Genomic DNA, 14,309 nt, shown 5'->3' with positions numbered 1-14,309 from the left:
ACGAGCTCCCAGGCCTGGCCCCAGCCATCGTCGATGCACAGGAACGCCTCTTCCTCCTCGACCCAGGCCAGCATCGGCAGGAAGTCGGAATAGGCATCGCGCGTCACCGTCGCGCGCAGGCGCTGGTAGCTGAGGCCGCCCCGTGTATTTCGCGCGCTCATGGCCGGCTCTCCGGTTCGAGGGCGTCGCGGCGTGCACTGGTGGCCAGCTCAGCGGTTCCTGCAGGATCGCTCTCGCGCGTGGTGCGCAACACCGACGGCGCGGGAACCCGGCCGCCGGGTTCGACCAGATAGTCGCCGACGACCCATATGGCCTTGTCGACGATCGAATAGATGTAGCGCGGCATATAGAGGCGACCCGGCCGCTGCTTGTCCGCATAGGGAAGGATCAGCGTGCGCACCGTTCGCGATGGCCGCAGCATCGGCGAGGAAGGGCTCTCGACCACTGCGCCGATGTTGGTGGCAGCGGGTTCGGCAAGGGCAGGGGTCTTTGCATCGCGGCGCTTGGGCTCTGCTGCCCCTGACGCTTTTCCCGTCTGGAGCAGCTTGCGGTCGTTGGTAACGGCCGGATCGGACTTGGAAGATCGTCCGGCCAGCGCGTCGGCATAGGCCTGATCGGGATGGATGCACTGGCCATGGTCGCTGTTCTTGCAGGAGAACTTCTCGCTGTAGGGCGACATCACCGAACCGACCGCAGCGCAGCTCGACAGGGACAGACCGATGAGGGGGAGAGCCAGCAATGCGGGACGTAGCGTGGTCATGTTCCTGTCTCCGGTTGGCGAGTGTCAGAATTTGGCGGCGGCGCCGGGCTTGATCTCGAGGGTCACGCCCTCCTGGATCACCACGACAACGTCCTTGGCGGCGCCGACTTCGACGATGGGCCCCGCTTGCCGGGCGAGATCGAGGTAGAAGTCGGTGAGTTTGTCCGAGGACTTGGAAAGGCCCCCGGCGATGCCGGTCTTGGCGGCGTCCGCGGCATCGAGCGTGCGTACCGAGCCCAGCGCCGAGGTCGACGTGCTGCCGAAGGTGCTTTCGACCGATTGCGAAATGCCGCTGATGGTGCCGGCGATGAAAGCGCGGGCGAGCGTGGCACCGGCGCGGGTCACCACCTTGCCCGACAGGCCCTTCTTGCCGTCGGTATCGACGAAGAAGCCTTTGACGGGCTGATCGACCACCGAATGCTCGTCGAAATCGACGCAGGACAGCGAGACGAGCTGGATTTCCACCCGCTCCTTGGCGAGGCTGCCGGTGGCGTTGCCGATGACGAAGCAGCCGGCAAGGTTCGCCTTGACCTCATTGGGCAGGACTGCGGGCGCCTGGACTCTCGCGATGATCGGCTCGGGATTGCTCGTGGCGTCCCGGCTCGCCAGCGCGTCGATCCCGGTCAGGAGCCGCGCCTTCATGAAACCAGGCGGTAAATAGATCGTCCGATTCTTTTTTTTAGACGACGCCGAGGCATCGGCGGTGCCCTGAGGCCCACCCGTGCGAATGACCGCACCCGTGGCCGAGCCGATCGCGCCGACCGTCTTCTCGACCGGCGGTGCGGGCGGCGCTACAGATACGGGAGCCGTCGGCGGTGCGGGCAATCTGTTGGCGTCCGCGGAAATGTCGCCCGTCTCGGGAGGATAGGGCAGGGCCGGAACGGTATCCGGCAGTGCAGGCGGCAGATCGCCATCGCTGCCCTGGTTACCCGCAGCCGCCTTGCTGCCGGGAACCACCTTGCCTTCCTCGATGGCGCTGACGCGGTCTCCGAGCAGTTGCTGGCCGTCGAGCACTTTCTTGAGGTCGCCGCGCAGCTTCACCTCGAGGCTGTCGCCGCGTAGGCCCGCGCCCATGTTAAGCGAAGCGGCGGGATCGGCGCTCTTCACCTCTTCCTCACGCCCCGAGGCCATGTAGAGCGCGAAACCGAGCGCACCGACGGCGGCGGCGACCGCGAACTGCCGCGCGCGCAGCTTCTGCTTCGCGGACAGCCGGTCCCACTGTGCTTTCCAGTCAGGAAGACCAAAGACCGCGCCAATCCCGGCACGAGCCAGCGCATCCTCGCCTTCGCGCGCGGCCTGTTCGGCCAGGTGCGCCTGGTAGGCCGAGTGCTGATCCGGCGCGCCCGCCGCCCTGTCGTCCGGCCCGTTCATTGAACCGCTCCCCGGCGTACGACCACGAGGCGGGCGGTTTCTCCGGCCGCCAGGCGCACCCGGTCGAGGGTGATCGCGAAGATACGCTCGCCGAGACCGGCATCGACCAGCTGGCGCTCGTCGAGAACGATGGGCGCGGCGGCCTGTAGCCGGTATTCCGAGGCGGAGAGCCCGGTGCCTTCGATGGCGATCCGGCGCTGCTCGGTCAGCGAAAGGGCGGGCAGAGACGCAAGCCGTATCGCCACGCCCGATGGCGCGACCTCGCTGAAAGTCGCCGGGACATGATCGTCGAGGAGCGCCATCGTCACCGAAACCGCGCGGTCCTCGTCGGCGAGCGCGGCAAGCAGATCGCTGTTCGCCTGCGCGCGCTGGCGGGCGCCCGGCACAAGCAGCACGGTCTGCGCCGGGATCTCGGCGGGCTCGGCATAGAGCGGATAGGTCGCGCCGTTGCAGGTGACGAAGAATTCCGCAGGCTGGGTCACATAGGTCCGCGTGACCTGGCCGGCGTCGTCGACCTCGCGGGTCAGGAACTTTATCCAGGCGTCCGCGCCGCCCTTCTCGACGGCGAGACCCTTCTCGGCCGAGAACTTGACGTCCTCGATCTCGCCGCCCTCGCATACGACATGATTGATGTCGCGGTTGGAGAGGCGGATATGGCTGGTCTGGTCCGGTAGAGCCTGGATACCCTGTGCCGATGCCGGCGCTGCCAGGAGCAGCAGGCAGAGCATCGGGGCGCGGCGCAGCGACGCGCAGGGGTCAGCGTGTTTCAGCATCGAACTGCTCCTCGGAAAGACGGGTCAGCCAGAAGCGGCCGTTCTCGATCCGGTAGCCGATCCGCAGAACGCCCCGGAATTTGCGGATCACGCCGCCGATGACGCGGACTTTCTCCACCGGCACGAGGATCTCGTGGGGCGTCCAGCGCACCGGCTGGTCACCCCGGATGTAGGTGGCGATCGACAGGGTCGGATTATCGGCCAGTTCGTCGAGCACGCCGTTCAGGCTGTCGCGCATCGCGCCATAGGCGGACGGATGGACAAGCCCGAGAAGCTCCTGGAACTGGCGGTCGGCCGAATAGGCCGACCAGGTTCCCGATAGCGCGACGATGTTGCGCGTCATCGCGACGAGATAAGCTTCGGACGGTTTGCTGCCCGAGACGTAGAGGTCACCGGACGCGCCAAAGGGAACGACCACGGTGCGCGCGTTCTGGTTGGTCGTGTAGATGACCGCTCCCAGCACGACCGTGACGCCAAACATGCCGACGACCGCGACCTTGAGCAGCCGGTTCTCCTCGAAGAGGTTGGCCGAACCCTGCAGATAGCGATGGATGCCGAAGCTCGCCGGTTTACCCAGCAGCGGATCTTCGGCCGCCCGCTTGCGTGAGAGGATACCCATCGCGCCTACTCGAAGAAACGGGTCTGGGTCGGACCCGGATAGTGGGGGAAGGAAACCAGGCCCCAGCGCCAGGCGAGGTGGGACAGGTAGCCCCTGGGCTTGCTTCGCTTCCACGGGATGAAAAGGAGAAGGGCGGCGATGAGTGCCCAGCCGACAAATCCGCCCACGATCGCGGCCACGAACACGCTCGAGGTCGCGAGCAGGAACTCGTCTGATCCGAACCACAGGATCTGGACCGGCCGATGCAGATATTGCGGAAGGCGCTCGTCCATGTGCCCTTCTCCTCCTGCTTCATGACACCTTGCGAAGGTGTCGGTTTCCGGGGGCCGACCATCGGCCCCCAGCACGGTGCCGGCGCGGGGCGGGCCTGGCGGATCAGCCAGGTGCGCTCCGCGCCCGGCGTCTCAGACGACCATCCCGAAAGTCTGGAGGATGGAATCCGCCTTGATCAGGCAGACGGCCGCGACGATTGTCGGGATGCCGATCATGATGTTCGAGAAGAGGCGCGAGACGCCGAACAGGAAGGCGGCGACGCCGCCTACGAAGCCCAGCGGGCCCTTCACGCCCTTGTTCACGACGATATCGTAGATGTCGTAGCCGAGATCGCCCTGGGCCGGCGCCGAGAAGGCATGGGCCGGGCCGGCGATCAGGGCCATCACGCCCAAAGGGAGGCCGATATTCGCCGCCGCGAGAGCCTTGTTACCGAATGTACGCATCATGGCATTGCTCCAAGAAGGAGCCGTCCGGACATTCGCCTGCCGGCATCGACTGGGATCGGTGTCGGCCGGGGCGTCGGTGGACGGCTCCATGAGCCCGCCGCCGCCGGCATCCTGGTTCACCCGCCCCGCCGGGATCGGCGCAGGCTGGATGCCCTCCGGAAAGAGATCGTCGCTTTGCGCGACGGTGCGTCTGAACTCAGCGCGGCGCATCGGTTGCGGCCTTCGCCAGGGCGGGCTTCGCGTGCCGGTCGAGGAACGCCTCGAGTTCGGCCTGCTGGAAGCCCGAGATGAGCTTGCCGTCCGCGATGAGGGTCGGCGTTCCCGAGACACCCACCCTGGCGACCAGTTCGGCATCGGCGGCGACCTTGTCATGGCCGGCCGCGCATTGGCGCAGAACCGGCGGGGTTTGGCCCGAATAGGCGGCCTTGAAGGCAGCCTCGCGATTGGGCGAGCACAGGATATGCTCTGCCTTGGCCGCTGCGGTCGGGTGGATGCCGCTCACGAAGAAGATGAGCCGCCGGACCGGCTTGCCTTCGGCTGCCTTGGCGTTCCAGTAGCGGTCGAGCGCCTGGCAGTAGGGGCAGTCGGGATCGGTGAACTCGATCACCGTCGGCGCGTCCACCGGACCGATCGCCAGGGCCTTGGCCGGATCGATCGCCTTCAGGCGCCGGCTTGCGCCCCGTTCCTGGGCAAGCGCCGTCAGGTTCACGCCATTACGATCGTAGACCGTGGCGAACAGAAGATGCTCGGTCTGCGGCGCGAAATAGATGATCTTGCCGCCTGCGGTGGCCTGATAGAGCGGTCCCTCGACCGGTGCGGGACCAAAGTCCTCGAAGCGCAGGTTGGTGAAGGTCTGGTGCAACTGCTGCTCGGCTTCAGCCTGCGCGTTGGCCAGCGGGTCACCGTGAGCCTGCGCTCGCGCAGCGTCTTGGGGCTGGGCCGCGACATGCTCCGGCTCACCGGCATGGGCGGGGGCAGCCGACATGAGCGCCAGCGCTGTGACACCAGCCACGCTTGGAAATAAACCCGGCCGCTTCGGCCATGTTGATTTCGCGAGCAGGCCTTCCCGCTGCGCCGTAGGGTGCCCGGTTTCGAGCACAGGAGCTAACCTGGCGGCCATCGCCAATTCACGAGGATTGTGGAACATTGGCACACGCCTCCTTCTTCCGGCGCGTGCGATTCCGCGCGCCGGCTTTCGTCATGCGGTTCTGGCTGGGAGCGTGGTTTGGGCTGCGCTCGCCTTCCCCGTGGTGATCGGATGGATGAAGGATGAAGCGAAGAAATAACCCGCACAATAGGCAGGGTACTGAGATGCCGGTTCGGAAATACAGTGCCGGAATCGGCACGTCAGTTCCGCTTTTCGTGCCCTGCGACGTCGATTTTACCGTCTTGTCTGTGGGAGCGCTGTCGCACGACGGTTCGCTTCGATTGCGAATCAGCCAGGGAGCCTCGGCATGAGGACTTCGAGAACATACAAGCTGCAGCTCTCAGGGCAGGGCATCGACCAGTTCCTCGCCTGCCATTGCCGGGTTGCACGCCTGGCGAAGGAATTCATCCCCTATGGCATGACCCTCTATGTCGCCATGAGTCTACTCGAAGCGAGCGACCCGGCCGATATCGCCGCCGAACTGGAATCCCCGATGTGCAATGCGCTCGGTGGTTCCTCGAACCGCTTCGTGGGGACGACGTCACACCTTGCCGATCTCGTTGAACAGGTTGGCATGCGCCTTGCCGATAGTGGCCACTGTGGTCGATCCATAGCGACATGGCGCCTTTATAATGCCGGGCTCAGTCTGCTGCTGAGTTCCGAGGACGGGGAGCTACAGGCCGCCTACCGAAGAGCGGCCCAGACCATTCCGGTCCGGCGATCGCGCTGATCCCTACTATCTGTAGGGCTTATTTGAATAATGCTTTCACCATGAAAGCGTTACTGGATTGACGTTTGGCGTAACGAACAACATTTTCCCCGAACTGGGCTGTGCACGGGAGCTTTGAGCCATTGGCAGGGAGTTCTTGTCATGCCGCTTCAGGCGATACCCACTGCACGCGATCCCTCGGTGCTTGCGACGATCAAGCTGATGTCGGGGAGACGGATAGAAATGCAACGGCGTACCGAAAAGATTACGCAGGAAGACTTCGCGGCCCGCGTCGGCATCGGCGCGCGCTGGCTGCGCGAGATCGAGGCCGGCAATCCAAAGTCGCGGCTCGACGATCACTTCCGCTGCGCGCATGCCCTGGGGCTTTCCACCGGGCATCTCGTTATTCCGCTGCTGTTCATGGAACATCAGCGGGTTTTTCCCCGCGGCCTACTCGAAGGAGACCTCTCAAAGCTCGAAACCGTCTGCATAGATGCCATTGCCCGGCACAACCTCGACACGCTCTCGCACCAGCTCTTCGCACGCGATGCCGACCAAACGCCCGACGACTGAACGATGATGTCGCCGGGAACGCGCCAGGGTGAGAAAGTCTATGCGGACCTTAAGGAAGCCGTGCTCTCGGGGCGCTATGCGTCCGACACGGAGCTGTCGATTGCGGCTATCGCCGACGATATCGGGACCAGCGGCTCGCCGGTCCGCGACGGCTTGCATCGTCTTTATGGTGAGCGGCTCCTGCAGATGGGCCCGCATCGGGGATTTAGAGTGCCCAGCTGGAATGCCGACGCGCTGCGGGACTGCTACACATGGCACGGTCATCTCATGCGCATGGCCATCAAGGCGATCGGACCAAAGGCGCTTCGGGAACCGGTGGCGCCCGAGGGATGGCTGACCGATTACAGTAATCCCGATCGCATCGTCGCGACCGCCGAGCGTATGTTTCTCACGCTGGCGAACAGGTCCTCTTCCAATGAGCTCGTGGCTGCTGTCGCCAACGCGGGTGAGCGTCTGCGCACTATCCGACTCGTCGAAACAGAGCGCTGGTCGGACTGCGCGGACGAGCTTGTCTCTGCCAATGTATTGGCAAGATTTGAGCCCGGAAGCAGGCTACTGGAGGCTATCTGGAACTACCACCGTCGCCGAATTCGGGCTGCGAATATGCTTTCTGAATCGCTAAAATCGCGGTTATAAAGCTGAAATCACTACATTAAATGACGGCCAATGCGTGCGAAAGATTATTTCATAATATAGTTCATTTATTAGTTTCACCATGAAAGCAAAAGTGGCTGAATATATTAGGGTTCCGGCATAGCCTTTCTGTCGCCACGAACAGTGTGGCGAATAGAAGGAGGCAAATATGGAACGCGAATATGAAACCACCGATGACCGTGTGGTCGAACTGGGTGTCGCCAGCGAGGTGACGAACGGCTTCGGCGGCTCGGGTGCCGACAATCCCGACCAGCAGCCCAATCCGGGAATCCTTGAGGGCTGAAATCAACTGTCTGTCCCGGTCTGCTGCACCGGGACAGACATTCTCGTTAGGTGCGAGGATGACCATCGTTCGCCTCAAGGCTGATGTCGGCTATTGCGAGCTCAACAGAAGCTTCATCTTTCTTGATGTGATGCGCGATCGCTATGTCTCGATCACGCCCGACTTGGAGGCGGCGTTTCGGCGCATTTGCGCTTCAGGCGAGGGTGTCGAGCCACATCTCGCTTTGTTACTGCTACAAACGGGCCTGTTCGAGGCCATTCCAAAAAACTTTGCCGCACAGCCATCGAGGAAGCTGATCACTCCTTCACGGGCGATCACGGTGCCAGACGTCTCCAAGGGCGCGACCTCTAAATTCATAGTCCATTGGGCCCGTGCGATATCATTGCTCGCCGTGTTCCATGGCTTCGCCAGGAGGAAATCGCTCAAGAACTCGATCGACTTGGCACGATCTCTGTCCAACCATCCCCTATTGCGCATAAAAAATGGTAATAAAGAAGCTCTTCTTACAGCATTTGGCTTCGCGACACTTCTGTTTCGAAGGAAAGATCGCTGCTTGCCGGACGCGCTGGCTTTGTTTAGCCTGCTTGCGGCGAGCGGCTATCCCGTCCAGATCACCTTTGGCGTTCGCCGCCTTCCATTTCAAGCACACTGCTGGGTACAACAGGACGACGTCGTCCTTGGGCAAGACATTGAAAATGTGCAGGCTTTCTGCCCAATATTGGCTGTCGCATGAACACGGCGTTTTCAGTCGCTCTGCGTAGAGGCGCCTGCGAGCATCCGAACTCGAAAAATGAGCAAGTAGTTGACACTTGGGAGATTTCCGCGAGCGAAGATCTATCTGTTCAATGGCTTCGCCAAGATCAATGTCTGGTGATAGGCGACTGCTTCCCGTCACTAAGCGAGCGAGGTGACGTTAGTGAAGATCCGATCCAGACTGTACGCTCAATGGCGGAAACATATTGGGGTCGCTTCATTTTTATAGCGTGGAACCATTTGACAGGTGCAGTTACCATCTATCGTGATCCGTCCGGCATGGTCCCCTGTTATTATAGCTTCAACAGCGAAACCGTGGCCATCGGCACCGATGTTCGCTCACTTGATGCCATCGGGCTCAGACAGCACCGCATTGATTGGGACGAGATCGCAAATTCGCTCATAATGCCAAATTTGAGACGCCATCAAACATGCCTGAAAGGCATCTTCGAGGTTGCTCCCGGTGAGATGGTCGTCATAGATGGTGACCGCTCTTGCCGTGACCAGATATGGAATCCGGGCAATTTTATTGGGCGAAACCGACTATGTACTTTCGAGGAGGCCGCCGAACTGCTCGAAGCCACCATGATCCAAACACTGAAGACGTGGTGCGATCGATACGCCCACCCGCTGGTGTCCGTATCAGGCGGTTTCGACTCTTCGGCCGTAGCTGTCCTCGCAAACAAATTCGGATCGACGGAACTCCTGCACCTTTACACGAGATCACCTCTGGGCGATGAAAGGCGGTATGCCGCGATGCTTGCTGAGCATCTGGGCTGCGAGATGAGTATCTCTTTATGCCAGTCAGACGCTGTCACGGTCCAAAAGAATCTGTCTTCCGGGCGCCCGCGGCCATCTGCACGGGCATTCACACAGGTCTTTGATGAGATCTCCGCCGGCTATGCGACCAGGGTCGGAGCCAGCGCTCATTTCAGCGGAGGCGGTGGAGACAATGTCTTTGGAAAATTGCACTCTGCCTATCCGTTGGCGGATCGATATCGAAGGAACGGATTTGGAAGAGACCTGATTTCGACCGCCCTTGATGTTTGTCACACCACTGGAGCCTCAATGCCAGCAGTATTGGGCCAGGCGCTACGTGGACTGAAACCTACTTCAATTCCCGAAGCGTGGAGTGTGCGGACCGATTTGCTGACCCCGAAAGTCAAGGCGACTATCAGCCAGGAACCGCATCCTTGGCTAGTTCGCTGTCGAAATGTCATGCCTGGCGAGTGGCAACTTGTCCGGAATATTGCTCGTGCCACGGCCTTGACCGACCATCTCAACATTGAAGGCGACTTGCCGACAATCTGTCCGCTTCTATCTCAGCCGATAGTCGAACAATGCTTGTCGTTTCCTACCTGGTATTGGTTGTCAGGGGGAAGAGACAGGGCACTCGCACGGGCCGCTTTGCGCGCATATCTTCCGGCGTCGATCCTTGACCGAAGAGGAAAAGGTGCATTCACTGGGCTATTGGCTGAGATTCTGCACAACAATTGGGACCGGATTTACGACGACCTTAAAGAAGGGCTTCTAGCGCAGCATGGCTTACTCGACATTGCCGCAGTCGGCGAGGTTGGGGCACAAAGCGCCGATTCAAGTAGGATATTCACTGTTCTGTATATCCACGAAACCGAAATGTGGTGCCGAAACTGGCACTGATTGCAGATCGCTCACCATTCTGGAAGGCCAATTTTCCGAGTGAGCCATTCTATATTCCTTTGATAAATGGTCAATCGATGCGCGGGCCATATCTTGATGTGCCCTTCGTCAGGATAAACGTACATCTCGATTGGCCAACCCTGGTGACGCAATTCGCGATATGTACCTAAGGCCATCCTGTACTCCGCAGATGACGCTTGAATGAGGAGGGGGACCGCTTTCGCACGAGGCGCATCAGACAACGAATCGAGTTCCCAGAATTCCCGATCTCCGCGCCGAGTGGAGGGATAGCCGCCCTTGATGTAGTGATCATCGAGAGCCACGCCTGCGATTTCAAATCCGAATGGCCCTTCGCAACATGTGCTTAGAATGGCTGCGGAAAACAGCGGAGAATTTGCCAGCGCGAACGTGGCGGTAACCGCGCCGTCGCTCAATCCCGTGATCGCGACGCGTTCGGGATCAACTATGCCGGCATCAACCAGCCTGTGGATGATTGTTTCGATGGAAGAAAGGTTACTCCTGCGATCGGCGAACCCCTTGTTGTTATACTGGTCAAACTCCGTCCCGGTACGCGGTGCGCCGCTCAGCGCGAACCACGGGGGCCGATTGAAGCTCAATACGGCGAAACCGCGTGCAGCAAGTGCTTGAATAGGATATTCGTCCCCGGTTCCTCCGCGCAGGAAGCCCCTAGATTCATATTGCACGATTACAAGCGGAAGCCGGTGATCATGTCGATAACCCGGCGGCAGTACGAGATCTCCGAAGGTGCTGATCCCAAAGGCGTTCGACCATTCCAGACGCTGAATAATTCCTAAAAGGCGTCTAGAGAATTCCGGATTGGGATCGAATATTCGGTGGCGCGTCCCATCGCCAATTGAGATTGCGATGACGGACCGAGGTTTGGTGGCCGTCTCTTCCGCGCAGAACAGATTGTTGCCAGTCAGTTCGCAGCCGAAAATCGCATCGGCCGTACTGAGCAATGCGCGCGGAGATGTTTCGCCGGGTTTCCACGTATAAAATTCGGTACGACTATCGGCCACGCCCGCGCGGCGCTCGAAAACCAATGTCCGACCGTTGCCCGACCACCAAACGCCATGGACATTCGTGCATACAGCATTGTCGCAGCCGATCACCCGTCCATTCATGCGAACATTCAGTGTCGGTTTACTACCATGGGCATTCACCAACGGTGCCGACCACGCAACTTTGTCGTGGTAAGATGCGTAGGCAACAGCCTTTTCGGGCCATTCTGTCGTCGAAGCAAGCCGCTGTCCTTCATCGGACGGAAATGGAATCGCTTTGCCATGCGCTGAATCTATGGCGCGCTCCACGAGCGGAACGTCTGCAGCAATAAGTGGACGGTCGCTGTATAAGGGGCGAAATCGCTCGTCGTACAGATACCCGGTCCGCCCCTCGTTCTTGATCTTCTCCAAGGCTTCGATCCGTCCGGGGCGACTGGAATAAAGAAGTGCCGAACCATCAGATGACCAGGCAAGAGCCTCAATATCGACCGGGGTTGTCATGAGCCGCCTGATGGAACGGTCCTGCAGGTCGAACCGCCATAGTTCCGAATGATCGGGGAACGACTTGGTATAGGCCAGCGATTGCCCATCGGGCGACCATCGGAATAGGGGGCTTTTCGGCAGGCCCTGGGGGACCTCCGCCGCTCCATAAGCCGTGCTATAGGTGGCAACGATCTCGCCACCGGAATCGATTACGAACGGTTTTCGGCGTGCATCCGTGGGAACGAGAACGACCGCCGTGCAATAGCTGTTGGCAACAGGATCGGCCTGACGAATTTGAAGTGCCAGTAGTTTGCCATCTGGCGCAAGCTTGAAAGGCTGAGAGGCGATGGCAACACCAACCCCCCCAAAATCCCTGAGGCGCAGAAGGTCATCCGGTGTAACTGACTGCTTTCTTGCCGCAGGTTCAACGGCGGTGCGTGGTAATTGACAGGCAGTATCTTGTGATTTGGCACTAACAGGAAACGGGAGCACCAGCAGCGCGCAGCCAACATAGCCCGCCAGACGGAAAAGCTTCATGTCGAGAAACTCGCAAAGAGGGGCGGTTCGATGCCGCCCTATTTTCACCAATCTTTGGAAACCGTCAGGCTAATGAAGCGTCCGATCGGCGAGAAATTGGTCGAATCGTAACTCACATAGTCGAGGCTATTGCTCGTCGGTGCGGCATAAGGTGGACGTCGATTGAGTAGGTTTTGGATATTGAACAGCAGACTTGCCTGGGTGAGGACGCCGGACTGTTCCGGAAATCTGTATCGGATAGAGGTGTCGAACGTCGTCTGCGACGCGACCTTCGCTATGGTGGTCGAACGGGTATCTTCCAGCCTGCTGACGTGATTGACATAGAACATCGAGGTGAGGCTTCCATCCGTCCAGCCGATGCTTGCGCGTGCTTTGAAGCGCGGCGGATTGAAGATGATACCAGCCATGTCGACATATGCGCTGGTTGATGACAACTTTTGCTTTGACCACAACCAGGCGCCATTGGCGTTAAGTAGGAGAGAAGAGGCATCACCGGTCGAGATTTTGTAATCGACCGTGAGATCTATGCCGTCAATTTTCTGTCTGGCAGCATTCATGTAACTGTTATTTAGAATGGCGACGACGTTATTAAGTCCGTCTGCGCCCGCATAATTATAGTATAAGTCGGCATCCGACACCGTTTGATTGATAAGCTCCTCGCTGGGGCTGTACGTGACGTATTGGGCGTACGCGGCATTCGATAGTGCCTGATAAACCGCCGTTCCAGCTAGAGGTTGGACGACTCGATCCTTATATTTGACGTTGAAATACGTCGCATGGATATCCAGGTTGCTGATAAACTCAGGATGGAACACCAGCGAGGCAGACCACGAAGTTGCCTTCTCAGGTTTGAGGTCCGGATTACCTCCAGAGGCGATGAGCAAGGTCGAGCCGGTCGGGAAGCGCTGTCCCCCGAAAGTCGCTGCCGGATACAATTGAGCGTAGGTAGCCGAGCGCAACTCGTTGAGCGAGGGAACCTTGAAAGATTTCCCCCAAGTCCCTTTCACGTCGATAGATGGCGAAATTCCGTACAAGAAGCCAAATTTTGGCACGGCAACTGCACCAATTCCTGGATAGCGTTCGTATCTCACGGCAGCGTTCGCCGACAGGCGGTAGATAAGGTTGCTCCCTTGACCAGGTTCAACAAAAGGCAATGAAAGTTCGGAAAATCCGTAGTAACTCTCGGCTGATCCCCGGGAGTCGGCTCTTGTGGCTGAATACCGAACCGACGTAAGATGATTATATCGATATCCGGCCCCGAACACGAGGTCGACGGGGTTTGACAGTAGTCCAAATATTTTTCCGGAGGTAAACGTCTCTACATTGGCCAGTTTATTGCAATAGCATCCTCTGATGTGGCTGGTCTGGGTGCTATTATAAAGTCCAATCTGGTCAAACTTGGTGTCGCTCTGTCCGTATGTCCCCATGAGATTAAAGCGCCACTCAGGCGCTATCGCGATATTGACAGACGGGGAAATCGAGTATGACGTCGTTCTCGGGCGATTTTCGTAGACATAGCCGGAGACGAGGCCCATTGTCTGGAAAGATTTCCTATGGCTATAGGTAGCGTCGATTACGAACTCTGCGGAATCCGAGATAGATTGCTGGCCTGAAAGCACTGCATTCGTCTGAATTATCTTCGGATATAACGTGTTGTTGACTGGCATGTATTTGGTATAGGCGCGCTGATCGCTATAAATTGCGGAATTGTAATCGTGACTGACCGCTGCCAAAATGCCGCCGCGTTGCCACTTTTTTCCCGCAACCAGGCTGTACTGTTGCTGAAAATCGCCACCCGAAGTTGCGCTGCCTAATCGCGCCGACAATGAAGCGCCATCATAATCACGCTTGAGGATTACATTAATGACGCCGCCGACAGCATCGGACCCGTAAATTGCTGAGGCTCCATCGGGAACAACGTCAATTCGGTTTATGGCAGCCAGCGGGATAGCATCTATATCTACCGCTTGCACAGTAGACCCATAGGAAAGACGATGGCCGTTAAGCAGTGTGAGTGTCGCATCCCCGCCAAGACCTCGAGGATTCGGCGACGAGCCCGAGGTGGCGTTGATCCCGCCTCGGCTCGTGACCCCTCTTAATACACCCGGGTTCTGTCCGCTGCCAAAATTTTGAGGAAGGGCGCGCAGCGTGTAGCGCGACGATTACGGAGTCCGGTCGGCGTCAATTATGATGGCCGATAGGTGGCCGCGCCGGTTGGTGAATTCTGGCTACCATTTGCTGTTGCGG

The 14,309-nt window shown here is 59.4% G+C and carries 15 protein-coding genes; 6 read left to right on the top strand and 9 right to left on the bottom strand.

Annotation, left to right across the window (positions count from 1 at the left end):
* Positions 1-157 precede the first annotated feature (157 nt).
* The 7 genes from traV to DI606_RS17395 all read right to left on the bottom strand — a co-directional run bounded on the left by traV (position 158) and on the right by DI606_RS17395 (position 5,254).
* On the bottom strand, positions 158-760 hold the full coding sequence (traV, locus tag DI606_RS17425; protein ID WP_159365845.1) for a type IV conjugative transfer system lipoprotein TraV: 603 nt from the start codon (positions 758-760) through the stop codon (positions 158-160).
* A gap of 24 nt (positions 761-784) precedes the next feature.
* Positions 785-2,131, bottom strand: coding sequence for a TraB/VirB10 family protein (locus DI606_RS17420; protein ID WP_159365846.1), 1,347 nt, complete (start codon positions 2,129-2,131; stop codon positions 785-787).
* Positions 2,128-2,904, bottom strand: coding sequence for a type-F conjugative transfer system secretin TraK (locus DI606_RS17415; protein WP_159365847.1), 777 nt, complete (start codon positions 2,902-2,904; stop codon positions 2,128-2,130). Before DI606_RS17415 ends, DI606_RS17420 begins: the two co-directional genes overlap by 4 nt.
* Entirely contained in the window at positions 2,888-3,523 is a 636-nt protein-coding gene (locus tag DI606_RS17410; protein ID WP_159365848.1) for a TraE/TraK family type IV conjugative transfer system protein, read from the bottom strand. Before DI606_RS17410 ends, DI606_RS17415 begins: the two co-directional genes overlap by 17 nt.
* A gap of 5 nt (positions 3,524-3,528) precedes the next feature.
* Complete coding sequence (locus DI606_RS17405) at positions 3,529-3,795, bottom strand: type IV conjugative transfer system protein TraL (protein ID WP_008827576.1); 267 nt, start codon at positions 3,793-3,795, stop codon at positions 3,529-3,531.
* A gap of 132 nt (positions 3,796-3,927) precedes the next feature.
* Positions 3,928-4,242: a hypothetical protein gene (locus tag DI606_RS17400; protein ID WP_029547519.1), complete on the bottom strand. Its 315-nt coding sequence runs from the start codon at positions 4,240-4,242 to the stop codon at positions 3,928-3,930.
* 196 nt (positions 4,243-4,438) lie between these two features.
* On the bottom strand, positions 4,439-5,254 hold the full coding sequence (locus DI606_RS17395) for a DsbC family protein (RefSeq protein WP_159365850.1): 816 nt from the start codon (positions 5,252-5,254) through the stop codon (positions 4,439-4,441).
* 442 nt (positions 5,255-5,696) lie between these two features.
* Here DI606_RS17395 and DI606_RS17390 point away from each other — a divergent pair, with 442 nt between their 5' ends.
* The 6 genes from DI606_RS17390 to DI606_RS17365 all read left to right on the top strand — a co-directional run bounded on the left by DI606_RS17390 (position 5,697) and on the right by DI606_RS17365 (position 10,020).
* Positions 5,697-6,119: a hypothetical protein gene (locus DI606_RS17390; protein ID WP_159365851.1), complete on the top strand. Its 423-nt coding sequence runs from the start codon at positions 5,697-5,699 to the stop codon at positions 6,117-6,119.
* 141 nt (positions 6,120-6,260) lie between these two features.
* Positions 6,261-6,671 (top strand): helix-turn-helix domain-containing protein, encoded by a 411-nt coding sequence (locus DI606_RS17385; protein ID WP_159365852.1) that lies wholly within the window; start codon positions 6,261-6,263, stop codon positions 6,669-6,671.
* 3 nt (positions 6,672-6,674) lie between these two features.
* The gene (locus DI606_RS17380; protein ID WP_234893135.1) at positions 6,675-7,307 is read left to right on the top strand and encodes a GntR family transcriptional regulator; all 633 of its coding nucleotides are present in this window, start codon (positions 6,675-6,677) and stop codon (positions 7,305-7,307) included.
* Positions 7,308-7,473: 166 nt separating this feature from the next.
* Positions 7,474-7,608 carry a benenodin family lasso peptide gene (locus DI606_RS17375; protein ID WP_146037182.1) on the top strand — a complete coding sequence of 45 codons (135 nt, stop codon included), beginning with the start codon at positions 7,474-7,476 and terminating at the stop codon, positions 7,606-7,608.
* Between the two features lie 58 nt (positions 7,609-7,666).
* Positions 7,667-8,341, top strand: a complete 675-nt coding sequence (locus DI606_RS17370; protein WP_159365853.1) for a lasso peptide biosynthesis B2 protein — start codon at positions 7,667-7,669, stop codon at positions 8,339-8,341.
* Complete coding sequence (locus DI606_RS17365) at positions 8,338-10,020, top strand: asparagine synthase-related protein (protein WP_159365854.1); 1,683 nt, start codon at positions 8,338-8,340, stop codon at positions 10,018-10,020. The genes DI606_RS17370 and DI606_RS17365 overlap by 4 nt, the downstream gene beginning before the upstream one ends.
* A gap of 11 nt (positions 10,021-10,031) precedes the next feature.
* Here the strand turns inward: DI606_RS17365 and DI606_RS17360 are convergent, their stop codons facing one another.
* Both DI606_RS17360 and DI606_RS17355 read right to left on the bottom strand, forming a co-directional pair.
* Positions 10,032-12,062, bottom strand: a complete 2,031-nt coding sequence (locus DI606_RS17360; protein ID WP_293985180.1) for an Atxe2 family lasso peptide isopeptidase — start codon at positions 12,060-12,062, stop codon at positions 10,032-10,034.
* Positions 12,063-12,106: 44 nt separating this feature from the next.
* Positions 12,107-14,209: a TonB-dependent siderophore receptor gene (locus tag DI606_RS17355; RefSeq protein WP_293985181.1), complete on the bottom strand. Its 2,103-nt coding sequence runs from the start codon at positions 14,207-14,209 to the stop codon at positions 12,107-12,109.
* Positions 14,210-14,309: the final 100 nt, after the last annotated feature.

Source organism: Sphingobium sp., assembly GCF_003248505.1.
GTDB lineage: Bacteria > Pseudomonadota > Alphaproteobacteria > Sphingomonadales > Sphingomonadaceae > Sphingobium.
Note: the sequence above shows the minus strand (reverse complement) of the source record. Positions and strands in the feature narration are given on the sequence as shown.